General features: G+C 47.3%; 24 protein-coding genes. 7 read left to right on the top strand and 17 right to left on the bottom strand.

Annotation, left to right across the window (positions count from 1 at the left end; translation table 11 throughout):
- Nucleotides 1-82: 82 nt before the first annotated feature.
- From N7387_RS19045 to fliF, 14 genes are all read right to left on the bottom strand, one after another.
- A complete protein-coding gene (locus tag N7387_RS19045; protein ID WP_347815245.1) occupies nt 83-1225 on the bottom strand; it encodes a methyl-accepting chemotaxis protein in 1143 nt (380 codons plus the stop codon).
- Nucleotides 1226-2074: 849 nt separating this feature from the next.
- Nucleotides 2075-2860 carry a flagellar biosynthetic protein FliR gene (gene fliR / locus N7387_RS19040; protein ID WP_025152316.1) on the bottom strand — a complete coding sequence of 262 codons (786 nt, stop codon included), beginning with the start codon at nt 2858-2860 and terminating at the stop codon, nt 2075-2077.
- Nucleotides 2861-2863: 3 nt separating this feature from the next.
- A complete protein-coding gene (locus N7387_RS19035) occupies nt 2864-3133 on the bottom strand; it encodes a flagellar biosynthetic protein FliQ (RefSeq protein WP_279800681.1) in 270 nt (89 codons plus the stop codon).
- Nucleotides 3134-3148: 15 nt separating this feature from the next.
- Nucleotides 3149-3895 carry a flagellar type III secretion system pore protein FliP gene (gene fliP / locus N7387_RS19030; RefSeq protein WP_347815244.1) on the bottom strand — a complete coding sequence of 249 codons (747 nt, stop codon included), beginning with the start codon at nt 3893-3895 and terminating at the stop codon, nt 3149-3151.
- On the bottom strand, nt 3885-4295 hold the full coding sequence (locus tag N7387_RS19025; protein WP_279800680.1) for a flagellar biosynthetic protein FliO: 411 nt from the start codon (nt 4293-4295) through the stop codon (nt 3885-3887). Before N7387_RS19025 ends, fliP begins: the two co-directional genes overlap by 11 nt.
- Complete coding sequence (fliN, locus tag N7387_RS19020) at nt 4295-4705, bottom strand: flagellar motor switch protein FliN (RefSeq protein ID WP_025152320.1); 411 nt, start codon at nt 4703-4705, stop codon at nt 4295-4297. The genes N7387_RS19025 and fliN overlap by 1 nt, the downstream gene beginning before the upstream one ends.
- A gap of 7 nt (nt 4706-4712) precedes the next feature.
- The gene (fliM, locus tag N7387_RS19015; protein WP_045137778.1) at nt 4713-5711 is read right to left on the bottom strand and encodes a flagellar motor switch protein FliM; all 999 of its coding nucleotides are present in this window, start codon (nt 5709-5711) and stop codon (nt 4713-4715) included.
- A 5-nt stretch (nt 5712-5716) separates the two neighbouring features.
- A complete protein-coding gene (gene fliL, locus N7387_RS19010) occupies nt 5717-6223 on the bottom strand; it encodes a flagellar basal body-associated protein FliL (RefSeq protein WP_025152322.1) in 507 nt (168 codons plus the stop codon).
- A 144-nt stretch (nt 6224-6367) separates the two neighbouring features.
- On the bottom strand, nt 6368-7495 hold the full coding sequence (locus N7387_RS19005) for a flagellar hook-length control protein FliK (RefSeq protein ID WP_279800679.1): 1128 nt from the start codon (nt 7493-7495) through the stop codon (nt 6368-6370).
- A complete protein-coding gene (gene fliJ / locus N7387_RS19000; RefSeq protein WP_029990702.1) occupies nt 7496-7939 on the bottom strand; it encodes a flagellar export protein FliJ in 444 nt (147 codons plus the stop codon).
- Between the two features lie 14 nt (nt 7940-7953).
- Nucleotides 7954-9321, bottom strand: a complete 1368-nt coding sequence (fliI, locus tag N7387_RS18995) for a flagellar protein export ATPase FliI (RefSeq protein ID WP_025152325.1) — start codon at nt 9319-9321, stop codon at nt 7954-7956.
- A complete protein-coding gene (locus N7387_RS18990; protein WP_279800678.1) occupies nt 9318-10043 on the bottom strand; it encodes a flagellar assembly protein FliH in 726 nt (241 codons plus the stop codon). The genes fliI and N7387_RS18990 overlap by 4 nt, the downstream gene beginning before the upstream one ends.
- Complete coding sequence (gene fliG / locus N7387_RS18985; protein WP_262860400.1) at nt 10030-11016, bottom strand: flagellar motor switch protein FliG; 987 nt, start codon at nt 11014-11016, stop codon at nt 10030-10032. The genes N7387_RS18990 and fliG overlap by 14 nt, the downstream gene beginning before the upstream one ends.
- The gene (fliF, locus tag N7387_RS18980) at nt 11013-12743 is read right to left on the bottom strand and encodes a flagellar basal-body MS-ring/collar protein FliF (protein ID WP_279800677.1); all 1731 of its coding nucleotides are present in this window, start codon (nt 12741-12743) and stop codon (nt 11013-11015) included. Before fliF ends, fliG begins: the two co-directional genes overlap by 4 nt.
- Nucleotides 12744-12993: 250 nt before the next feature.
- Between fliF and fliE the strand changes: the two genes are divergently transcribed.
- The 7 genes from fliE (at nt 12994) to flhA (ending at nt 19794) form a co-directional block, all read left to right on the top strand.
- The gene (gene fliE, locus N7387_RS18975; protein ID WP_025152329.1) at nt 12994-13320 is read left to right on the top strand and encodes a flagellar hook-basal body complex protein FliE; all 327 of its coding nucleotides are present in this window, start codon (nt 12994-12996) and stop codon (nt 13318-13320) included.
- Between the two features lie 121 nt (nt 13321-13441).
- A complete protein-coding gene (locus N7387_RS18970) occupies nt 13442-14305 on the top strand; it encodes a CheR family methyltransferase (RefSeq protein WP_279800676.1) in 864 nt (287 codons plus the stop codon).
- A 9-nt stretch (nt 14306-14314) separates the two neighbouring features.
- Entirely contained in the window at nt 14315-15361 is a 1047-nt protein-coding gene (locus N7387_RS18965; RefSeq protein WP_025152331.1) for a chemotaxis response regulator protein-glutamate methylesterase, read from the top strand.
- Nucleotides 15362-15419: 58 nt separating this feature from the next.
- Entirely contained in the window at nt 15420-15809 is a 390-nt protein-coding gene (gene cheY, locus N7387_RS18960; RefSeq protein WP_025152332.1) for a chemotaxis response regulator CheY, read from the top strand.
- 3 nt (nt 15810-15812) lie between these two features.
- Nucleotides 15813-16454, top strand: a complete 642-nt coding sequence (cheZ, locus tag N7387_RS18955; RefSeq protein WP_262864594.1) for a protein phosphatase CheZ — start codon at nt 15813-15815, stop codon at nt 16452-16454.
- Between the two features lie 88 nt (nt 16455-16542).
- Nucleotides 16543-17682 carry a flagellar biosynthesis protein FlhB gene (gene flhB, locus N7387_RS18950; protein ID WP_279800675.1) on the top strand — a complete coding sequence of 380 codons (1140 nt, stop codon included), beginning with the start codon at nt 16543-16545 and terminating at the stop codon, nt 17680-17682.
- A 6-nt stretch (nt 17683-17688) separates the two neighbouring features.
- Nucleotides 17689-19794, top strand: coding sequence for a flagellar biosynthesis protein FlhA (gene flhA / locus N7387_RS18945; RefSeq protein WP_262862868.1), 2106 nt, complete (start codon nt 17689-17691; stop codon nt 19792-19794).
- Nucleotides 19795-20249: 455 nt separating this feature from the next.
- Here flhA and N7387_RS18940 read toward each other — a convergent pair whose 3' ends face one another.
- Genes N7387_RS18940 through fliD form a run of 3 tightly spaced genes read right to left on the bottom strand, consistent with a single transcriptional unit; the run spans nt 20250 to nt 22535 of the window.
- Nucleotides 20250-20597 (bottom strand): flagellar protein FliT, encoded by a 348-nt coding sequence (locus tag N7387_RS18940; protein ID WP_025152265.1) that lies wholly within the window; start codon nt 20595-20597, stop codon nt 20250-20252.
- A gap of 2 nt (nt 20598-20599) precedes the next feature.
- Nucleotides 20600-20995, bottom strand: coding sequence for a flagellar export chaperone FliS (gene fliS, locus N7387_RS18935; RefSeq protein WP_262862906.1), 396 nt, complete (start codon nt 20993-20995; stop codon nt 20600-20602).
- Between the two features lie 58 nt (nt 20996-21053).
- A complete protein-coding gene (fliD, locus tag N7387_RS18930; protein WP_279800674.1) occupies nt 21054-22535 on the bottom strand; it encodes a flagellar filament capping protein FliD in 1482 nt (493 codons plus the stop codon).
- Nucleotides 22536-22859: the final 324 nt, after the last annotated feature.

Below are 22859 nucleotides of genomic sequence, written 5' to 3'. Positions count from 1 at the left end.
GATTAGGTATAAGGATCAAATCCTGATACCTGTCCGGTAACGTTTAACCCGCTATATCAGATAACATCCTGACGGATGTTCCTCAGAATGCTTCCCACTCTTCCTCGTATTTTTCTTTGCCACCCGCCGGCATGGCATGATGCGGCGTTACCTGCGTATTCGTAACAAAAGAGGCGGCCCTTGTTTTGTGTACCGGGCTTTGCAGGGCATTCCGGATATTGAAGATCGCGACCGCATCCGTCAGTCTGCCGGCCTGGTCTTCCAGTGCGGCGGCAGCGGAAGCGGACTCCTGTACCAGTGCCGCATTCTGCTGAGTAACCGTATCCATTTCTGATACCGCCCGGCCGACCTGGTCAATACCACGGCTTTGTTCTTCCGATGCCGAGGCAATTTCGCCCATAATGTCAGTCACCCGGGTAACAGCGCTGACAACCTCCGTCATGGTTTCACCGGCACTTTCCGCCTGTTTTGACCCCACATCCACACGGCTGACAGAATCTTCAATCAGATTTTTGATCTCACGGGCCGCCTGCGCGCTGCGCTGGGCCAGATTACGCACTTCACCGGCCACGACAGCAAATCCGCGGCCCTGCTCGCCGGCACGGGCGGCTTCCACTGCCGCATTCAGTGCCAGAATGTTGGTCTGGAAGGCAATGCCGTCGATCACACTGATAATATCTGAAATTTTCTGCGAACTGCCCGAAATATCCCGCATGGTCTGCACAACGCTGTCAACCACCTGACTGCCTTTGCGGGCCGTATCTGACGCATTCTGTGATAAGTGGCTGGCCTGAAGGGCATTCTCTGCGTTTTGTTTTACCGTGGATGTCAGTTCTTCCATACTGGCTGCGGTTTCTTCCAGTGCTGAAGCCTGCTGTTCAGTACGGGAGGACAGATCATTATTTCCTGTGGCGATTTCGCTGATACCGGTATAAATCGCATCGGTTCCGGAACGGACATTATCGACAATATCAGCCAGAGAGTTTTGCATATTATCTAATGCATCTGTCAGCAGATATATTTCATTGAATCCGGACTTATCAATATTGTTTGTCAGGTTTCCGTTTGAAATGTCATGTATATAATTTATCGCCCGATCAAGTGGTGATGTTAAAAGCTTTTTAAAACCAAATAAAATGGCTAATATTATTAATAAAAAGATAAATATTAAAGATATTATAATAAATGATATTTTTTTGATGAATTCATCAACGGAATCATTCATTTCTGATACAATTAAATCAACGTCGCTAAGATATTTTGAGTAAATTTTATCAAAAGCTTCACGCTGAGGTGTTATATCATAATTGTGAAATTCTTCCATAGCGTTGTTTTTTAATATATTCAGCATTTTTTCAATGCTCAGATGATATGCATTATAGTTTTTTGATAACTCACTCAGCAATTCAGGATTGACCCGGCTTGGAATAGCGTCAGCAGTATCCCACTCTTCTTTGGATTTTTTCAGTGCGGCCATGGCGGTGCTTAAAATCGCTTCGCCCTGCGCAATCCGGTTGTTATCAAACCTGGCGGCTGCACGGGATGCATCAAGTCTTGCTTGTTGTAAATTTGCTGCTGAATCATTAACCAGATCAATTCGTTGTTTTATCAAAATAACAGCAGAAAAATCATTTCCTATATTAACGATAGATGTGTAAAAAAAAGTACCGGTTATTAACTGCGATATCATTAATATCAAAACAAAACATAATAAAAATCGTGATGTTTTTATTCTTTTTAACATGTAAAACCTCTGGTTTAAGTATTATCTTCACCGGATGTAAATTAATTTATTGTTTATTTATATATAACATATAAATGTTGTTATTATGTGAATAAACAATTTTATCCGAAGTGTGCCGTGCGGAAACTAATTCAAAGAGATAATTGATGGAAATATACCCAATTTATAGGTTTTAATTCCATATATATCATCTCCCATACGTATATATCGGCAGGGAAATAAGGAGACTAAATGTCGGAATGAAAATATATACAGAAGCGTCCGGATGAGAGTAAATATTTTACCAGATGTAACATAATCAATAATAAAATTATAGTGGTGTGAGAAATCTTATACCACACTGAATCCTATCAGTACCGATGACAGGTTTTCAAAAATGGCGTTAATCAATCTCTGAAAGAAAGGAGAGAACGAGTACATCAGTAAACTCAGTGACAGCATACCAATGCTTAATGACAGCGGAAAACCAACGACAAATATTGATAACTGTGGTGTCAGCCGGTTGAGTATACCCATAATCAGGTTCAGGCAAAGCAATACGCTGACAATAGGCAGAGCCAGGATCATGCCGCTGGTGAAAATTAGTCCCGATGTCTGCACAAAAATCATAAATCCTTCGGATCTCAGGAGTTTGTGCTGGATAGGTATCGCATCGAAACTCATAACCAGTGCATCAATCAGCATCAGATGACCGTTGAAGGCGAGGAAAAGCAGTGTTGCCAGTAAATTCAGGATACGTGAGATAACAGGCATGTTTTGCCCGCCTGAAGGGTCATAAAACGTTGCAAACGAAAGACCCATCTGCAAACCGATAATCTCCCCGGCATGGCGGATAGCAATGAAAATAAACTGTATTGTCAGCCCCATGGCCACGCCAATCAGTATTTGCTGGATACCGACCCATAACGCATCGATTGAAAATATATTGACTTGTGTCTGAGGAAGGCCGGGCGCAACCAGTAACGTCAGTATCATCGCCAGTGCGATTTTGGTTTTTTTATTGATTTCTTTTTCATTAAAAATCGGCGATGAACTGAAGACGGCAAGAATACGTAAAAACGGCCAAAAGTATTGGTTAATCAGGGGGTATAAACTGAGAACGGAAAGCGAGAGCAAGGGTTACCCCACTGAACCCGGAATATTGGCATAAAGGGTATGCATATAATCCAGGAAAATCACCAGCATTTTAGGACCAAGCATAATACCGACAACAACGATCATTAAAATTTTAGGGATGAATGACAACGTCATTTCGTTGATTTGGGTTGATGCCTGCAGAATACTGACAACCAGACCTGTCCCCAGGGCGGTCAGAAGCAGAGGAAGCGCAATAATCAGGCCGACTTTGATGGCCTCATAGCCCATACCCATAATACTTTCTGGTGTCATGCTGCTTCCTTAAATTTAACTGTAAAAGCTTTGTGCCAGCGATCCCATGACCAGCTGCCAGCCGTCAACAAGCACGAAAAGCATCAGCTTGAAGGGGAGTGAAATTGTCGCAGGCGGAACCATCATCATACCTAATGCCATCAGTACGCTGGCAACCACCAGGTCAATGATCAGAAAAGGAATGAAAACGGTAAAACCTATCTGAAATCCGGTTTTCAGTTCACTGATAACGAAGGCCGGCATCAGAACCCGCAGCGGTACATCCTGCGGTGTCGCGTAGTTATCATGTTTGGCGATACGGGTAAACAGCGCTAAATCACTTTCACGGGTATGTTCCAGCATAAACGCCCTGAAAGGCTGTTCCGCTCTCGGCAGCGCTTCTTCCATCGTGATTTTATCTTCTGACAGCGGTACCCAGGCATTTTCATAAACATCACTGAACACAGGCGCCATAACAAAAAAGGTCAAAAATAATGCGAGACCTAATAAGACCTGGTTTGGGGGGGTTGATGGTGTTCCCAGCGCACTGCGTAATAATCCCAGCACGATGATAATCCGGGTAAACCCGGTCATCAGCAGTAAACAGGCCGGTAAAAATGTCAGTGACGTTAACAGAACCAGTGTCTGAACCGGTAATGACCAGCCTTCCGAGTGGCCGTCCCGCATCAGCAGGAGATCACTGTTTGCAGCCCAGGCGAACTGAGGGAGTAACAGTGAAAATACCGCTGTCAGTACAGGAATAATGTAATGTTTACGCATCATTTTTATCAGCTCCGCTTTTCCCGGCGGTCAGTCCTTTCAGTATGTTTTTGAAGGGTGCCGGGACAGGATCTGATAGTTCTTCAGCCGGTTTTTCCATTGTGGCCAGACATTGCATATTTTGCTGACAGACACCTAATAATAACAATTGTTCATTGAATTCAACGACGACTAACCGGCCATGTTGTCCGATAAGCTGGTTATGTCTGACGGTAACCAGGTTTGATCCGTTGCCGGTTTTTCCGGAAAAAAAACGTAACCGTTTAGCTACCCACGCACCAACAACGAAGAGGAGAAGTACCAGGACTAATCCTCCTCCTACCTCACTGATAAGGCCCCCCGGTGTAAATACAGGGCCTTCCGGTGTTGTTGTCTGCGTTGTTGATTGTGCTTGTGTTGTCATTATCGGCTCAGACGATGGATCCGTTCGGAAGGCGTAATAATATCGGTAATACGTATCGCAAATTTATCCGAGATAACGACGACTTCACCCTGGGCAATCAGGTAGCCATTAATTAAAATATCAAGAGGTTCACCGGCCAGACCATCCAGTGAAACGATTGACCCCTGGTTTAACCTCAGAAGTTCTTTAATCGTCATCTTTGTTCTTCCGAGTTCAACGGTCATGTTTACCGGAATATCCAGAATCAGATTGAGATCTTCAGGGAAGCTGTTTGTGATATGGTCAGTCGCCGCATTGGATGTTTTATTCTGCTCTGATGTCTCAGCTGCGGACTGCTCACTCATAGCACTTCCCCACAGGTCATCTAAATTATCCTGATTTCCGGTTGGTGAAGTTTCGTTATCACTCATTTTTCAACTATTCCTTTGTAAATGATAATAAAGCCGAGGGAATGAGATTCTCGACTTGTAAAGCATACTGATTTTCTCTGCAGCCATATTTCGCTGACAGTACGGGAACTCCGTCAACAGCAGCTTCAATTAAATCGGGTTTATCAAATGAAATAATGTCGTCCTTCTTCATTTTTAATACATCAGAAAGACGTGTCGGAATATTCACTAACGTTGACACCAGTTCGAGCTCAGTATTTTTGACCTGCTGCGCGAGTGTGTTACGCCAGTTTGTATTTTCCTGCCGGGAGTTTTCCAGCGGCGGATTCATCAGTAATTCTCTGATAGGCTCAATCATGCTGAAAGGAATACAAATATCAAACTCACCACTGTGTGATCCCACCTCAACATAAAATGGTGTGGTGACCACAATATCATTTGGTGATGATGTGATATTTGTGAATTTCACTTGTATTTCAGAACGGACATATTCTGTTTTCAGCGGAAAAATAGAACTCCAGGCTTCATCATAGGCCTGTAATGCCATGTTCAGCATGCGGTTAATTATGCGTTGTTCTGTCGGGGTGAATTCACGGCCGTCAACTTTTGTCGGAAAACGACCATCCCCGCCAAACAGGTTATCAACGGCAATAAAGACCAGATTAGGCGAACAAACGAATAATGCGGTCCCGCGCAAAGGATTCAGATGCACTAAATTCAGGTTTGTCGGTACCGGAAGGTTACGGGCAAACTCATGATAAGGCTGAATTTTTATCCCGCCTACAGTGACGTCAGGGCTACGGCGTAATAAATTAAATAAGCCGCTGCGAAACTGCCGTGCAAAACGTTCATTGATGATCTCAAGTGAATGCAGACGTTCACGAATAACACGGCGTTGTGTATTCGGATCGTAAGGCTTGATATTCGCATCAAGATTCAGCTTATCTTCAGAACTGCTGTTTTCTCCCTGGTTTTCACCATTTAACAGCAGATCAATTTCAGCCTGGGATAAAAAACTATCAGACATAAATATTACCGTAGTATAAATGCATTAAATAAGACATCTGTTATCTGTATGCTGTCCTGACCGTTCAAAGACTTATTTATTACATCTTTAATTTCAGACATCAAACGCTGCTTACCTTCGTCGTTTAATAAATCACCCGGTTCCTGATGAGAAAATAACATCAGTAAACGACTGCGGATTTCCGGTAAAAATTTCTCAATATTTTGTTTTGACGTTTCGTTCGCCAGTCTCAGCGTCAGGCCGATATATAAAATCTTAGGGCTTCCCGGCACTGATGGTTTCAGGCTGATCGTAAAGGCTTCCAGAGGAAAATAAATCGGCTCAGGTGAGACAACAGCTGGTCTGGCTACAGTTTCCGATGCGGTATTCATTAATGTATCTTTTACTTTCTGATGTTCAAACCACATATACCCTGCAAATGCGATTGCAGAGATAGTCAGACTCATCATTAATAGTAAAAGAAATGGAAACTTAGATTTTCCTTCACTTTTTTTTTGTTTCTTCCTGGCCATTCTTGAATTAATTCCTGTATAAAAATCTGTATGCCAAAAATGGCAATAAAGATGAGATGTGTATCTTATTACATCTCATCAGTTAGACAATTCAGTGAAAAGCGAAAATTAATGCCGGCAGTTTACGGGTTGATTCCCTTATCGTCAGGCGAAAGTATTGATACCATTACGATAATAAGTTAATTGTGTTGCCGGTGCCGGGTCTTCATGCTCTTCCTGAATATCCGGATCTTCTTTTCTGATCCGTTCCGGTGTTCCTGCCCGCTTATCGCCCGGCGTGGTTCCGGAATCTGCGCCGATATGGCTTTGTCCGAGCTGAATCCCCGATTCATTTAATGACTGACGTAAATTCGGCAGGGCATTTTCCAGGGCATCACGGGCATGCGCGTGCTCAGCGATGAAATGAATATGCATGCGCTCATTATTCATCCGCATACTGATTTGCACCGCGCCGAGCTCTTCCGGATGTAACCGCAGTTCCGCATGCTGGATACCATTACGGGCGAAAAGCGCAATCTGCTGTCCCAGTGATTTTTGCCATTCAGCCGTTCCGGTTGTCTGAGGTAATACTGATACAGGAACCGGGGCAGATGCGGCCGGTGTTATGGTTGCAGGCCGGGTTTCCGCAATCCCTGCCGGCAGTAATGTTGTTTTTTCGGCAAGGGTATTTTCATGACTGACAACCGGTTCATCTGTCTGCATATTACCGTATACCGGTACCACAGGTTCAGCAGGTTTACCGGATAAGACTTCAGCCGGTTGCGGCGCTGAGGCCGGCGGGGCATTCCGCGCTTTATCAGACACCAGCGTCATCCGGTTATCCGGATCCTGTCTGACGGTACTGACGGCATCACGGACCTGCGCGGCGGTGGTTGCCAGTTCATCAGGGACGTCAGCGGCTGCGGCGGTGATGTCGGTTTCCGGCATCATTTTTATCAGCGGGGATTCAGCAGCGGTATCACCGCCTTCTGCCGGTACACCGGCTACCGGTTTTCCGTCAGCGGTTAAGGCAGGCTGATCAGCACCGGCCGGTAACGGTAATGCCGGCATCGGTTGTTCGAGCGTGTTAACCGGCGCGGTAATGAGTGCTATCTCATTGACCGGGTTTTCTTCCGGCGGTTTCTCATTATTTTCAGACGCATTGTCTGTTACCGAGGCTAACAAGGCCATATAACCGGCCATATCAGCAGCAAAATCACCCTGCCCGGTGTAATCCTGATGGTTGAGACTATCAGGCGTGCCGGAATAGGTAGGTATCATATTTATATTCATTTAAGTATTCCTGCGGGTAACACGTTGAGCGAATTCATCCATCAATTTTTGATCACGCCGGTTTTCCTGCATTACGCGGGCGACTTCAGCGCGTTGTTTCAGTGTGTCGAAAGCATTAAGCCGTTGTTTATCCTTGTGCCATAAACCAACCGCGTTATCGACAGAGTGCTGACACAATTCCACCTGGTGTTTCTGGTGATTGATGACCTTACCAAGCGATGCAATAAATGATTGGTGTGACAATAATTCAATGACTGTCATCCCTTTATCCGTCATCCCTGACTGCATTTGCTGCTGATATTCCTGCTCATAATTTTCGAGCGATGTCAGCTGGTTGTTAGCATGAGCATATTCCTGCCGCATCTTTCCGAGATGGTTCGTGGTATCGGTCAGTTTTTTATCGGCCAGGTCGCGTAATACGTCCATAGGGTCATGACGGCTCATAGTATCCACTCTGTTTATTCATCAGGCAGCTCAGGAAAAAGTGCGGAAAGCTGTGTGTAACAGGCTTCGTATTCACTTTGCTCATAAATACCTTGTTGCAGATAGCGCTCAAGACGGGGGTAGAGCGCTATTGCCTGATCCAGTAACGGGTCAGTACCCGCCGCATAGGCGCCAACGCTGATAAGATCGCGGTTACGCTGATATGCAGAGAGTAATTGTTTGAATCTCTGAACCTTTTTGTAATGTGCAGGCGCGATGATTTCCGTCATTGCCCGGCTTATGGATGCTTCAATATCAATCGCCGGATAATGGCCTGATTCTGCCAGCCGCCGTGAAAGTACGACATGCCCGTCAAGAATGGCACGGGCGGAATCCGCGATCGGATCCTGCTGGTCATCACCTTCTGTCAGTACGGTATAAAAAGCGGTAATGGAACCCCCGCCTTTGATGCCGTTACCGGTCCGCTCCACTAATGCAGGGAGTTTGGCAAACACGGAAGGCGGATACCCTTTCGTGGCCGGCGGTTCCCCGATCGCCAGTGCTATTTCACGCTGCGCCATGGCGTAGCGGGTCAGTGAATCCATGATAAGCAGGACATTCAGACCGCTGTCACGGAAATCTTCGGCGATACGTGTCGCATAAACGGCCCCCTGCATACGCAGGATAGGCGAGACATCTGCCGGAGCAGCAATGACCACGGAACGGTTTACGCCGTCTTTACCGAGAATATTTTCGATAAAGTCTTTTACTTCGCGTCCCCGTTCACCGATTAATCCCACGACAATCACGTCCGCTTTTGTGTAACGGGCCATCATCCCCAGGAGTACGCTTTTCCCGACGCCGGATCCGGCAAACAGCCCCATTCGTTGTCCGCGTCCGACGGTCAGGAGACCATTGATTGCCCGGACACCGACATCCAGCACATTCTTTATCGGATCGCGCAGGAGCGGGTTGAAAGGAGCGGTAAACAGTTCACCGTACTTTTCACATACCGGAACCGGCAGGCCATCAAGAGGCCTGGCTCTCGGGTCAAGCACCCGGCCGAGCAGTTCTTTACCCAGAGGCAGTTTTTTACCGGCGGTATATTTTTTTTCAGTGTAAATCAGCGCGCCCGGCAACAGGCCATCGACATGCTCCAGCGGCATCAGATAGAGCGTCTTGCCATTGAAGCCAACGACTTCACTCTCGATGTACTGCTGCTCACCGCCGTTATCGCGGGCAACAAAACATAATGCCCCGATAGGCAGTTTCAGCCCTGCCGCTTCCATGACCAGTCCGGTTGCCCGGACCAATTTTCCGTATTGCCGGTATGGCGGTAACTCTGTGATTTCCTTTTCCTTGGTATCCAGTGTGTTAAGCCATTTTTTTAATCCGGAGGTCATTTATAATTATCCTCGCGTGCCAGCTCGCACAGCATCTTCCAGCGCATTTCGAGGCTTTCGTCGATCTCCATTTCGTCGGTGGTGATACGGCACCCGCCGGGTAACATGTGGCTGTCCGTATTCAGTGACCAGCCGCGGGCAGCCAGCGTTTTTGAAAACTGTTCTTTAATCAGCTCACTGTCCTGTTCACTGACCCATAAACAGGCTTCATTTTTCAGCAGAGACTCATCACGGAGAATGTCTTTTATACGTTCCTGTAACAGCGTTGTGCTGATATCACCGATAGCCTGTGTGCCCAGCACTGAGCGTGTGGCGCTCAGTGCCAGCTGCATCAGTCTGGACGGGATAACATAGTCGAGATTGTCGAGAGCGCTTTGCAGGTTATGCATCAGCTCCCCCAGGCGGTCAGTCATTTCCTTCTGCTGTGCCGCCATCTCTTCTTTGCCCTGTTCCAGGCCTTTTTGTCTGCCTTCTTCTAATCCGGTATCAAAGCCTTCTTTCCGTCCGGCCTCATAACCTTGTGAGCTTCCCTGCTCAAACCCTTTTTTTTCCGCAGCCTGACGCAGACGGGCATGCTCGGCCCTGGAGGCTTCGTCAGACGCGGCATTATTGCTTTGCGTGTCGGCAGGGATCACAGGCATGTCGTCCTTGCTGCCGGCTAATAAATCAGCCGGTACCCATGGCTGCCATGAATTTTGCGGAGCATTATCAGACGTAGACATCTTCACCACCACCAATAACAATCTCACCGCTTTCTGCGAGGCGTCTTACCACGTTAAGGATATTTTTCTGTTCAGTTTCTACCTGAGACATACGTACCGGACCACGGGTATTGAGGTCGTCGATCATAATTTCAGACTGACGGCGCGACATGTTACGGAAGAACTTGTCACGTAACTGCTGATCAGAGCCTTTAAGTGCAATAATGAGCGACTCCTGCTCGATATCCTGCAGGATCCGCTGAATACTCCGGTCTTCCATTTCCACCAGGTTTTCGAACAGAAACATTTCATCAATGATTTTCTGAGCCAGTTCCTGGTCAAACTCTCTGACGGCAGCAATGGCGGCATCTTCCTGCTGACTTTTCATCAGGTTCAGAATTTCCGCAGCCGGTCTTACGCCGCCCATCTTGCTTCGTTTGAGATTCTGGCCGTGCAGCAGATTATTCAGGACCTCAGTCAGTTCCTGCAATGCGGCAGGCTGAACACCACCGAAGGTGGCAATACGCAGCATGATGTCATTACGGGTTTTCTCGTCGAACCGGGCCAGCACATCCGCAGCCTGGCTGCGTTTGAGGTGAACCAGAATCGTGGCAATAATCTGCGGATGCTCGTCACGAATCAGATCACAGACAGACTGCGGCTCCATGTCGTTCAGTGTTTCAATACCGTCATTACTGGACTGGGTATCGAGCAGATCCTCAAGCAGGCTGGCGGCGCGCTCTTCACCGAGCGCCCGTACCAGAACATTACGCAGATATTCATTGGTATTAATATTGAGCGTGGCATACTCGCCGGCATCACGATGGAATTCACTCATCACCTGCGAAAGCTGTTCGTAGGTGTAGCTGCTCATTTTGGCCATCGCGCTGCTTATTTCGGTAACTTCATGCGTATTCAGATGCTTAAATACAGCTGCAGCACGTTCATCACCTAACGTAATCATGACAATGGCGCTTTTTTCATAAGCATTCATGATGATTTTTGCTCCTTATTTATCCACTGACGGATAACCAGTGCGATAATTTGTGAATCATGCTCTGCGAGTTCACGGAGCTTATGCATGTTCTCTTCGCTCTGCATTTTCTGTTCAGCTTTCGAGCGTAAATTGTCTTCTGCACGTTTGAGCTTGGCGTCAATTTCAGCCTGACGTTTTTCTTTCTCCATCTCCAGGCGCTGAAGTGCCATTTCATGGTGCTTCATCCAGAATGGCTGAACCGCTTTACGCCACAGAATCCAGGCCACAATGAGCACCAGCAGATAACGCAGTGCGGTCAGACCGGCATCGATAACAGCGGGTTGTTCCCACAGCGGCGGAGTTGCAATATCGTCCAGTGTGCTGAAAGGGGTATTCACGATATTCAGGGTATCGCCGCGCGGGCCGGAGAAACCGATGGCTTCTTTGGCAAGCGCTTCAATTTTATCCATCTGCTCTTTTGATAACGCAATACTCTCTCCCTCATCATTCACCTGGTTATTGATGACGATGGCGGCAGATAAGCGCATCAGCGTGCCCGTACTTTTGCGGGTATGGGTTAAGGTTTTATCGACTTCGTAGTTAGTCGTTTCCTCGTTACGCTGACTGTAAGGGACGGATGGTGTACCGGCGGTTCTTGCATTCGCGGCTCCCTGCTGCCCCTGGGCTGCATTGCCTGCGTTATTGCCGGCATTATTCCCTGCATTACCGTTAGCGGCGGTATTGGCAGCCGGATCCTCAATCGGCGCGACCGGTGCGACAGGCGGCTGATTACTCAATGCCCCCGGAACACCGCCGGCGGCATTGCGTCCGCCCTGCTCGGAAGAGCTGCTCTGACGGCTGCGGATAGCCATTTTGTCAGCGGCGGTATTCGGCTGATATTGTTCTGACGTTTGTTCATGCTCAGTAAAATCAACCTGCGCGGTCACCTGAGCCCGGACATTCCCGGCCCCGACAATCGGTGCCAGAATCGCAATGATCCGGCGCTGATAGTCCGCTTCAATCTCGCCGGTATATTTCAGCTGAGAGGTCTGCGTCCCTTGTCCGCCATTTTGCGTCAGCAGCTGACCGTTCTGATCAACGATGGTGACATTGGCCGGTGTCAGGCCCGGAACAGCACTGGACACCAGGTGCGTAATCGCATTGACCTGATTCGGATCCAGCGTACCCCCTCTGGCGATTGTCAGTGTGACAGAGGCCGAAGGTTGTTTTTGTTCTCTGACAAAGAGTGATGCTTTCGGTAACGCCAGGTGAACACGGGCATTACTGATCGAGCCGATAGTATCAATCGTCCGGGAAAGTTCGCCTTCCAGAGCCCGTTGATAGTTAATCTGCTCACTGAACTGGCTGATACCAAATTTTTCCTGGTCCATCAGTTCAAAACCGACGGTTCCGCCTTTTGGTAAACCCTGTTGCGCCAGTTTTAAACGTACTTCGTATACCTGATCGGCCGGAATGAGTATGGCGCCGCCATGCTCTTCAAAGCGATAAGGAACCTGCATCTGCGCCAGCTGGGCGACAATTGCCCCGGCATCCTGATCGCTGATGTTACTGTACAGCAAGCGATAGTCAGGACTTCTGGCCCAAAGCAGTAAGGCAACAACAACAGAGAGTGCTGCTGCAGCTGCAATTGCAAAGATAATTTTCGGGTTAGCCCGAAAGCGTTCAAGTGCGACTTTGAACTCTTCAGCGATATTTTTTTTGCTACTCGCGGTTGTGGCATTCATGCCATAGTCCTGTATATATGAATAAAGCAACTACCAAACAAAGGCTAATATGACCTTATAAAAAATAAGGCTGATTGTGTTTTGTCACGGATAATACCACCGCACATTATCCATAAGACCGACTGACAACCAATGCATAATAAGTTCCTATTTGTGTGAACTTATCAGGCTATGATGCACTTTTGCGCTCATGATATAGTTGACGAATTATTCTGGGTAAGATTATTTCAATAAATTTAAGAAGAAAAACATGTCAATTCAGGCAATGAATAACATTCTGGAACAAATTAATATCCAGGCAAATGAAATTAAAGGGGCGTCGCAGGCCGGTCGTATTAACGAACAGCCAAAAACCACGAATTTCAATGATATTTTGTTTCAGAGTATAAGTAATATTAGTGATTTGCAAGTCAGTGCGAAAAGTCAGGCGCAACAATATATGGTTGGTGCGCCGGGGGTCGGATTGGATGACGTTATGGTATCTTTGCAAAAATCATCAGTTGCGTTAAACCTTGGTGTGCAGGTCCGGAATAAGCTGGTCAATGCGTACCAGGAAATTATGAATATGTCTGTTTAACCATTGATTTTTGTGTATTTGATATATTGCTTAAATATAATACTCAGATACGTACAACAGTAAGAAGTCATATCCGATTTTCAGGTTATTTCCGGTAACCAAGACCAGAGTTTAAGCAGACATGTTAAATAAAAATAATGTTGGGGGAAGTTCAGACCCGGGTGAATATATTCAACTTAGTCTGAACGAGTCAGAACTGACAAAAATCAATGAACTTATTTATCGTCGTGCCGGTATTGTTTTATCCGGGCAAAAGCGCGATATGGTATTTAACCGTCTCTCACGCAGACTGCGGAAACTCGACGTCCGTTCATTCAAAGAATATATAACTATCCTGGAAAACAGCACGAACGATGGTGAGTGGCAGCATTTTATCAATGCGCTGACAACCAACCTGACATCGTTTTTCCGGGAAGCGTATCACTTTCCTATTCTTGCAGAGCATGCCCGTTCCCGCCCGAATAATTATTCCGTGTGGTGTACCGCCGCATCGACCGGTGAAGAGCCGTTATCAATCGCAATAACGCTTGAAGAGACGCTTGGCCCGTCTCTGACACCGCCGCGGGTGTGGGCAACAGATATCGATACTGATGTATTATTAAAAGCCAAACAAGGCTTATATCAGCTGAGAGATATTGAATCGCTGACGCCTGAGCAGAAAAAACGCTGGTTTCTGCGGGGTAAAAATGATCAGAGCCAACTGGTTAAAGTAAAAAAAGAGCTGGCCTCCTGTATTCATTATGAACGACTTAATCTTATAAATAGTACCTGGAATGTTCCGGCACCCTTTGATTCTATCTTCTGCCGTAATGTTCTGATTTATTTCGATCAGAAAACTCAGGAAACTATTATTAACCGATTTGCTAAAATGCTTAAACCCGGCGGATTATTATTTATCGGTCATTCTGAACATTTCAGTAAATCCACCACACCCTTTCGTTTAAAAGGACAGTCAGTCTATGTACTTGACGGAGAGGGAAAGTAAAGGGGAATAATGAAAAAGATTAAAGTAATGTGCGTGGATGATTCTACGTTAATCCGAAATATTATGACCAGTATTGTTAACAGCCAGCCTGATATGGAAATGGTGGCTGTGGCTTTAGATCCTATTATCGCCCGGGATTTAATTAAAATTCATAATCCGGATGTTCTGACGCTGGATGTTGAAATGCCGCGTATGGATGGTCTTAATTTCCTTGAGCGTCTGATGCGTTTACGGCCAATGCCCGTCATTATGGTTTCATCATTAACGCATAAAGGTTCTGAAATTACGTTAAGTGCATTAGAACTCGGTGCCGTGGATTTTATTACAAAGCCGCAGATGGATCTGCAAAATAGTATGCGCAATTACAGCGAGATGATTGTTGAAAAGATCCGCATGGCGGCAAAAGCCCGGGTTTATCGCCGCGATAACCGGGCGATTAAGCCTGCGGCGATTAAGACGCCGCTGGTCGGAAGTGAAAAGATTATCTCGATTGGTGCCTCGACCGGAGGAACGGAAGCATTACGTCACGTACTGACACCGATGCCGTTAACCTGCCCGGGAATCGTTATTGCTCAGCATATGCCGCCGGGATTCACGCACTCTTTTGCTGAACGGCTGAATAAATTATGCGCGATTTCCGTCAAAGAAGGCGAGGACGGCGACCGTGTTTTACCCGGGCATGCGTATATTGCGCCCGGCGGTAAGCATATGGAATTAGTCCGCAGCGGCGCGAATTATCATTTAAGCCTTAACGAACTGCCGCCGATTAACCGCCACCGGCCATCGGTTGACTCACTGTTGTGCTCTGTTGCCAAAGTGGCCGGTAAAAATGCCGTTGGTGCGCTTCTTACCGGGATGGGCAGTGACGGTGCCCAGGGATTGCTGGCTATGCGCCAGGCCGGTGCATGGACGATTGCACAGAGTGAAAAAACATGTGTGGTCTACGGTATGCCGCGTGAAGCCGTCAAACTGGATGCGGCCTGCGAAGTGACTGACCTCGATCAGATAGCCCGCAGCATCCTCAATAATATCGTTGGTCAGGCGAACCGTATTTAATTTCTCAGCACTGTAACCGGTGTGATGTTGGTTAATATTAAACAATCAGGAAAATGTAATGGCAGATAAAAATCTTCGTTTCTTAGTCGTTGACGACTTTTCTACAATGCGGCGCATTGTCCGCAATTTACTCAAGGATCTCGGGTTCAATAATGTGGAAGAAGCCGAAGATGGTCAGGATGCTCTGGAAAAATTACGTGAATCAACATTCAATTTTGTCATCAGTGACTGGAATATGCCGAATGTTGACGGCCTGCAGCTGCTGACTGAAATCCGTAAAGACCCGGCGTTAGCCGCGCTTCCGGTGCTGATGGTGACTGCGGAAGCCAAAAAGGAAAATATCATTGCAGCCGCTCAGGCAGGTGCAAACGGGTATGTTGTTAAACCATTTACAGCAGCAATACTGGAAGAAAAGCTGAATAAAATATTTGAAAAACTCGGGTGGTAAATGATGGATACGCAGGTGAGTCAGCATTCGACTGAAAATTTCCGGAGTATTTTCTCACGCATAGGTCAGTTGACCCGTTTGTTGCGCGATAGTCTGACGAATCTGGGACTTGATCGCGCGATTATGGATGCGGCAGAAGCAATTCCGGATGCCCGTGATCGTCTGAATTATATTGTGAGTAAAACATCACAGGCGGCAGAACGTGCGCTGAACTGTGTGGAAATCGCCCGTCCTTTGCAGGATGAGCTGAGCAGCAGATCCACCGAATTAACCACGCGGTGGGATGAGTGGTTTGATAAACCGGTGGAAATGCCGGTTGCCAAAGAGTTAGTCACGGATACGCGGGCATTTCTGACCGCCGTACCGGTGCTTGCCGGACAGACGAATGAGCAGCTGATGGAAATCATGATGGCTCAGGATTTCCAGGATCTGACCGGTCAGGTTATTCAGCGGATGATGAAACTGATTGAAGCACTGGAAAAAGAGCTGGTCCAGGTTCTGGTTGAAAATATGCCTGAATCTGAAACGGCACCTGCGGATAAAAAGGATGATCTCAAAAACGGTCCTCAGATTGACCAGAGTAAAACAGGTGTTGTTGCGACACAGGATCAGGTGGACGATTTACTCGAGAGCCTTGGCTTCTGATGTGTTGCGGTAAAGGGTGTCTGCGGAGCGGCTGTTTATCACAGCTGCCATTTTCTGTTTTTTATTTTCTGACTGACCCGGAACGCTTATGGCAGAAGAAAGTGATGTAGAAAAAACAGAAGACCCCACCCCCCATAAACGGGAGAAGGCACGCAAAGAAGGACAAATTCCCCGTTCGAAAGAATTAACATCCGTGATGATGTTATTGGTGGGATGGGCACTTATGTTTTCATCCGGAAGCTACCTGGTAAGAGGGCTCTCACAATTGCTGTCTGAAGGGCTGAGGTTTGATATCAGCGCAGCAATTGAAACTAACCGTATGTTTTATCAGATGGATAACCTGTTTGGTATGGCAATGAAAGCGGTGCTGCCTTTTATGCTCGGGCTGTATATTACCGGTATTGCTTCCCCGCTGCTGCTTGGCGGACTGAACTTAAGTGCCAAATCTATCAAGGTTGATTTAAAGCGTATCTCTCCCGTTGCGGGATTTAAGCGTCTGCTGTCAAAGCAGGTGCTTTCTGAATTATTAAAAGGTGTCCTGAAAGTCGCATTAGTCGGGTGTGCCGGTGCATTATTTTTCTATCTTAATAAATCATATTTTATTCAATTAGTTAACCAATCGGTTGTCGGGGCATTAGGTGATGCCATGATGCTGATACTTTACGCCCTGCTGACTGTGATTTTGTTTTTAATTCCTGTCGCCGGTTACGACGTTTTTTACCAGATTATGAGCAATCTGAAGAAACTCCGGATGAGCCGCCAGGAAATCAGGGATGAATTTAAACAGCAGGAAGGTGATCCGCAGGTTAAAGGACGTATCCGCCAGTTACAGCGCGCGGCGGCCCGCGGCAGGATGATGGCGGATGTTCCTGATGCCGACGTTATCGTCAATAACCCGACGCATTATTCCGTCGCGTTGTCGTACAAAGAAAACGGAATGTCTGCCCCGGTGGTTCTGGCAAAAGGCGCCGGTGAAGTTGCACTGCGGATCCGTGAACTGGGAAAAGAGCACGGGATCCCCTCGCTTGAGGCACCTCCGCTGGCGAGGGCGCTTTATCGCCATTGTGAGCCGGGAGAACAGATCCCGGTAACATTGTACAGCGCTGTCGCAGAAGTCCTTGCCTGGGTTTACGGTATCAGACGCTGGCGTAACAGCGGGGGTATTAAACCGAAATCACCCGATAATTTACCCGTTCCGCGGGATATGGATTTTCAAACCAGAGAGTAACAAGAAATGGCTAATCTCGCCGGTAAATTACGTTTACCGAATTTTAAACAGACACAATGGCAGATTCTTGCAGGCCCTGTACTGATCATCATGATCCTTGCAATGATGGTTCTGCCGTTGCCGCCGTTTATTCTGGATGCATTATTTACGTTCAATATCGTCCTTTCTCTGATGATTTTGATGGTGGCAATGTTTAACCAGAATACCCTGGAGTTTTCGGCATTCCCGACTATTTTGCTGTTCTCCACCTTGCTGCGGCTGGCTCTGAATATTGCATCAACCCGTGTTGTTCTGATGGACGGGAACAATGGCCCGGCGGCGGCAGGGCATGTTATTGAGGCATTCGGTCATTTTCTGGTCGGCGGTAACTTTGCCATCGGTATCGTGGTTTTTGCCATTCTGATTATTATTAACTTTATGGTTATCACCAAAGGTGCGGGGCGTATTGCGGAAGTGGGTGCCCGTTTTGCCCTGGATGGTATGCCGGGTAAACAGATGGCGATCGATGCGGATTTAAATGCCGGTCTGATCGGCGAAGCTGAGGCCCGCAAACGCCGTAAAGATGTCACTCAGGAAGCCGATTTTTACGGTTCGATGGACGGTGCCAGTAAATTTGTGCGCGGTGATGCGATTGCCGGCCTGCTGATCATGGCAATTAACCTTATCGGCGGATTATTGATCGGGATGACCCAGCATAATATGTCATTCGCCCAGGCGGGTGAAACATATACCTTGCTGACTATCGGTGATGGCCTTGTTGCCCAGATCCCTGCCTTAATTATTTCCACCGCTGCCGGTGTTATCGTTACCCGTGTATCCACCGAACAGGATGTCGGTGAGCAGATGGTCGGACAGCTGTTAAGCAGCCCGCGCGTCATGGTGCTTTCCGCAGCGGTTATCGGCCTGCTGGGATTAATTCCGGGCATGCCGAATTTCATCTTCCTGGTATTTACGATCGCGTTGTTATCTCTGGCGTGGTGGTTACGCGGCCGGGATGAGAAAAAAGAAGCATCCGGCGGCGAAAATACAGATGAAGCCGTGAAAAAGCTGCAACAGGAAGAAACACAGGCTTCCGAAGTGTCCTGGAATGATGTGCAGATGGAAGATGTGCTCAGGCTGGAAGTGGGCTACCGCCTTATTCCGATGGTTGACAGTAATCAGGACGGCCAGTTACTGACACGTATCCGCGGGATCCGTAAAAAATTCGCTCAGGATATGGGATTCTTACTGCCTTCCGTGCATATCAGGGATAATCTTGACCTGGCACCGACCGTTTACCGGATCCTGCTCAAAGGTGTTGAAATCGGCCGTGGTGAGGTTCAGCCTGAGCGCTGGATGGCGATTAACCCGGGCTGCGCTGACGGGGAACTGTCAGGGATCATGTGCGAAGACCCGGCATTCGGTTTACCGGCATACTGGATTGAGGAAGTGTTGCGTGAAGAGGCGCAGACACTCAATTATACCGTGGTTGACCCGAGCTCTGTAATTGCCACGCACCTGAACCATCTTATTGTCTTACATACTGATGAACTGTTCAGCCGTCAGGAAACGCAGATGCTTCTGGATCGCCTGACCAAAGAATCACCAAAACTGGTTGAGGATGTGATTCCGGGACTGGTTTCGATTACGCTTTTCCACAAAGTACTGCAAAACCTGTTATCTGAACGTGTCTCTATCCGCGATATGCGCACGATTATTGATACCCTTGCCGACAATTGCGGCACGATAACGGATCCGGATGACCTGACCTCTCAGGTTCGTATCAGCCTTGGCAGGGCGATCACCCAGCAATGGTTCCCGGGAAGTGAGGAATGCCAGGTTATCGGCCTGGATACCACGATTGAACGTCTGCTTATTCAGTCAATACAGAACGGCACATCGATTGAACCGGGTATCGCCGCAAACTTACTGTCGCAGACTGAACGGGCCATTACTCAGCAAACCGCGCTGGGCGTGACACCGGTATTATTAACCACGCCGCTGCTTCGCGTTATGCTGTCGCGCTTCCTGCGCCGGGCTTATCCTCAGTTGGTGGTGCTCTCCAATATGGAAATCAGTAATAACCGGACAGTACGCATTACGGCCGTTATCGGCGGGGATAATGCCTCATGACCGGTAAAAAGATCCTTTTGCTGATTGTGGCGTTGTTCTGTCCGGATCTTCAGGCAAACACAACCGGATCATGGCAAAAAGAATCCGCAGGCGGCCTCCTTAGTGTGGGCCGCCAGTCAATGAGAGGCAATGTACTGGAGGCGCCGGCGTCTGTTCCGCTGCAGGCCTCGGCCACCCGGATTTACTGGCAGGTTGCGTTATTGTCCCCGCCGCCGGCAGGGCTGAAGATTCAGCTGTGTTACTCAGGAGGGTGTGAAAAACTGTATGGTTTAAGCGGGCAGTTCACACCGAAATCCCGGTGGCCTGCGGATGAGTCATACTATTTTGTGTATAGTGTGAATGCTATTGGCCAGCTCCGTCCTCCTCTGAGAGTACTCCGGAACTCGCTGACCATGAACTATAAAGTGAACTGATATTAACAGGCAGACTGTCTCTGAGCGGTAAGCCGGATGCGTTTAACGGTAATTTTGTTTTACTGAGATAAACTGATTACTGTAGAGCTGGCTGCATTTGTTGCCGTGATGAAGTCTTGACATATTCTCTTTGAGAAAAGAAAGGCGTTGTTTTAATTTATCGGTCATTTCTTTCTCATTATCCTGAATATCCTGCATAATTTTCAGCAGAGAGCGCTTTCCTTCGGAATCAAGTTCATCAATTTCCATGCCGAAGACATCATGAATCATAATCACATAACGTTCTGCCTGTTCAGCGAACTCATCCCAGCGTTCTTCCCGTGCCATTTCAAGCAGAGACAGGTTTTCTTTGTAGACATCCTGAAAACAGGCGGAAGTGGTTTTATTCATTGTTAACCTCTTGTATTTGGCGAAATTTCTTTCCATGTATCGGCCAGATTCATCAATATCTCATCCACATGGGTAAGTAAAGCCGGGTCATTTTTTAAATTTGCGTTAAGCAGCGTTCGTGACATGTATTCGTAAAGGCTCTCTAAATCAGCCGAAATAGTGGTGCCGATTTCGTGATCCAGGGATGCCCGCAAACCATTATCAAGGATATTGATGGCTTTCGAGATCATTTCACCACGCTTCGCGATATTGCCATTAGCAAAATAGATTTTTGCCCGCAAAATAGCGTTATGAGCGCCGTCAAACAGCATGGTAATTAACTGGTGCGGTGTTGCACCAATCAGCTTGCTTTGTAAATCGACCTGCGCATAAGAATTAGAGCTGTGAGGTGTATACATCATGTATTCCGTAGCAGAAAAAAGGACAGGAGATGTCTCCTGTCCGGAAAACAAAATATTAGTTATTTAATGTTGAAATGAGAGCGCCGAGCTGATTACTGGTGCTGTTGAGGCTGGCCATCGTGGTATCCAGGGTCTGGAACTGGATACGATAACGCTCAACCTGTGCATCAATCAGTTTCTGTGTTCTCTCAATCTGTTCTTTGACCTGCTCGACTTGTTTATTCAGGCTGTCAGTCGCGGCTTTGATTGATCCGTCAATCTTTTTGTCAGGATCACCATTATATTTGGTGATAATCCCGCCTAAGGTGCTGGCTAATCCTTCATTGCCGTTTTTATCCATAAAAATATTGGCAACGGCATCAGGGTCATTTGCAATCGCGGCATCAAGCTTGTCTTCACTCAGCGTCATGAGACCGGTTTTCGGGTCGATAGTGATACCGATATCCGCTAATGACCGGTACTCTGCACCATTTTCGCCGTAGACGCCGTTAACCGCGGTACGGGTTTCATTGACCAGGCCGCGGAGCATGGAATCACCCATTAAGGCGCCATTTTCTGAGTTAGGTCTCTGGACGTCATTATTAGTTAATCCGGAGGAATCACTCGGTACATATTTACTGGATGCGGTGGTCTGATTAATCAGCGCATTGTACTCAGTCACGAAATTCTGAATGCTGGTTTTATACTGAGACATATCCGGTGTCAGAGACAACGTTTCCGCCTTCCAACCATCCTTACTAGTGGGATCCTTTTCGGAGACTTCTTTCAGTTCGAGCGTCACACCGGTCAGGATATCGTCGATAGTGTTGCTTGAACGGGTATAAGAACTGCCGTCAACCGTCAGTTTTGCATCCTGTGCGGCTGCAACGGTTCTCATCCCCGGCTGACCGTCCTCCTCCGACTGACCGTTCTCGAAATGCAGGACATCATCCAGTTCCTGATCACCCTCAACCCGGACACTCATTTCACCGTCAGTACCGGTCGTTTTAGACGTCAGTACTAACTGCGGACCCTGATCAGTATTCTGTACACTTGCGTGAACATCACCATCTTCCTTGTTAATGGCTTTGGCAATCTGGTTCAGTGATGTTTCATCATCTTTCAGCTCCACGCGCATTTCGGAGCCGTCTTTCTGCTCGATGACGACAGTCCGTGAACCCTGGCCCTGCTCTCCCAGCGGGGTATCGGCATTCTGGTTAGGGCCCAGTGGCTGAGTTTTGACTTTATGTGACATTGCCAGCTGTGACACTGTCACGCTATGGCTGTCCGCGATTGCACCGGATGTTGCGGTTGCGGTAAACGCTTTGTTGCTGCTGACATTTACCGCGTGAAAGGCATCACCCTGCAGCGGTTTGATGCTTTTATTCAGGGCATCCAGCGAGCTTGAAATCTGCCCCCAGGCAGAGATTTTCGACTCATAGCTGTTCTGCATATTGGTATAAGGCAGCAGACGCTTTTGCTCGTTGTATTTGAGCTGCTCGAGCATGTTTGCTGTATCCAGACCTGAACCAATTCCTAACGATGTTATTGAAGCCATATTATTATCCTGCCTGCGAATGAATGTTAATACTTATAATATCGGTATGAAAAAGACAGTTCTAAAGACACAGCCAATATATATTTGCATAAAATTAAACCTGTTCGCCTAATACATCAAATAAAATCAGTCATTATCATTCCGATAAAAGCCGTCAAAGTTGACGGTATTTAAGGTGATGGCGGTTTTTTTCTTTTTTATATCGTATTGATAGCAGGGAACTCTGTTATGGGTACCCGATTTTATCCGGAAAAAATGTGGCCGGCTCTATTTAGTTATTTTCCGCTGACACCGATATTTTAAATGTATCGCAACAATACGTAC

Origin of the sequence: Morganella sp. GD04133 (genome assembly GCF_029835375.1) — a bacterium.
GTDB lineage: Bacteria > Pseudomonadota > Gammaproteobacteria > Enterobacterales > Enterobacteriaceae > Morganella > Morganella morganii_B.
This window is presented reverse-complemented; position numbering and strand designations above follow the sequence as displayed.

What these genes read in the sequence shown, in the direction of transcription:
- N7387_RS19045 (WP_347815245.1), bottom strand. Translation starts at nt 1,225, where the DNA reads ATGAATGATTCCGTTGATGAATTCATCAAAAAAATATCATTTATTATA.
- N7387_RS19035 (WP_279800681.1), bottom strand. Translation starts at nt 3,133, where the DNA reads ATGACACCAGAAAGTATTATGGGTATGGGCTATGAGGCCATCAAAGTC.
- fliP (WP_347815244.1), bottom strand. Translation starts at nt 3,895, where the DNA reads ATGATGCGTAAACATTACATTATTCCTGTACTGACAGCGGTATTTTCA.
- N7387_RS19025 (WP_279800680.1), bottom strand. Translation starts at nt 4,295, where the DNA reads ATGACAACACAAGCACAATCAACAACGCAGACAACAACACCGGAAGGC.
- fliN (WP_025152320.1), bottom strand. Translation starts at nt 4,705, where the DNA reads ATGAGTGATAACGAAACTTCACCAACCGGAAATCAGGATAATTTAGAT.
- fliM (WP_045137778.1), bottom strand. Translation starts at nt 5,711, where the DNA reads ATGTCTGATAGTTTTTTATCCCAGGCTGAAATTGATCTGCTGTTAAAT.
- fliL (WP_025152322.1), bottom strand. Translation starts at nt 6,223, where the DNA reads ATGGCCAGGAAGAAACAAAAAAAAAGTGAAGGAAAATCTAAGTTTCCA.
- N7387_RS19005 (WP_279800679.1), bottom strand. Translation starts at nt 7,495, where the DNA reads ATGAATATAAATATGATACCTACCTATTCCGGCACGCCTGATAGTCTC.
- fliJ (WP_029990702.1), bottom strand. Translation starts at nt 7,939, where the DNA reads ATGAGCCGTCATGACCCTATGGACGTATTACGCGACCTGGCCGATAAA.
- fliI (WP_025152325.1), bottom strand. Translation starts at nt 9,321, where the DNA reads ATGACCTCCGGATTAAAAAAATGGCTTAACACACTGGATACCAAGGAA.
- N7387_RS18990 (WP_279800678.1), bottom strand. Translation starts at nt 10,043, where the DNA reads ATGTCTACGTCTGATAATGCTCCGCAAAATTCATGGCAGCCATGGGTA.
- fliG (WP_262860400.1), bottom strand. Translation starts at nt 11,016, where the DNA reads ATGAATGCTTATGAAAAAAGCGCCATTGTCATGATTACGTTAGGTGAT.
- fliF (WP_279800677.1), bottom strand. Translation starts at nt 12,743, where the DNA reads ATGAATGCCACAACCGCGAGTAGCAAAAAAAATATCGCTGAAGAGTTC.
- fliE (WP_025152329.1), top strand. Translation starts at nt 12,994, where the DNA reads ATGTCAATTCAGGCAATGAATAACATTCTGGAACAAATTAATATCCAG.
- N7387_RS18970 (WP_279800676.1), top strand. Translation starts at nt 13,442, where the DNA reads ATGTTAAATAAAAATAATGTTGGGGGAAGTTCAGACCCGGGTGAATAT.
- N7387_RS18965 (WP_025152331.1), top strand. Translation starts at nt 14,315, where the DNA reads ATGAAAAAGATTAAAGTAATGTGCGTGGATGATTCTACGTTAATCCGA.
- cheY (WP_025152332.1), top strand. Translation starts at nt 15,420, where the DNA reads ATGGCAGATAAAAATCTTCGTTTCTTAGTCGTTGACGACTTTTCTACA.
- cheZ (WP_262864594.1), top strand. Translation starts at nt 15,813, where the DNA reads ATGGATACGCAGGTGAGTCAGCATTCGACTGAAAATTTCCGGAGTATT.
- flhB (WP_279800675.1), top strand. Translation starts at nt 16,543, where the DNA reads ATGGCAGAAGAAAGTGATGTAGAAAAAACAGAAGACCCCACCCCCCAT.
- flhA (WP_262862868.1), top strand. Translation starts at nt 17,689, where the DNA reads ATGGCTAATCTCGCCGGTAAATTACGTTTACCGAATTTTAAACAGACA.
- N7387_RS18940 (WP_025152265.1), bottom strand. Translation starts at nt 20,597, where the DNA reads ATGAATAAAACCACTTCCGCCTGTTTTCAGGATGTCTACAAAGAAAAC.
- fliS (WP_262862906.1), bottom strand. Translation starts at nt 20,995, where the DNA reads ATGTATACACCTCACAGCTCTAATTCTTATGCGCAGGTCGATTTACAA.
- fliD (WP_279800674.1), bottom strand. Translation starts at nt 22,535, where the DNA reads ATGGCTTCAATAACATCGTTAGGAATTGGTTCAGGTCTGGATACAGCA.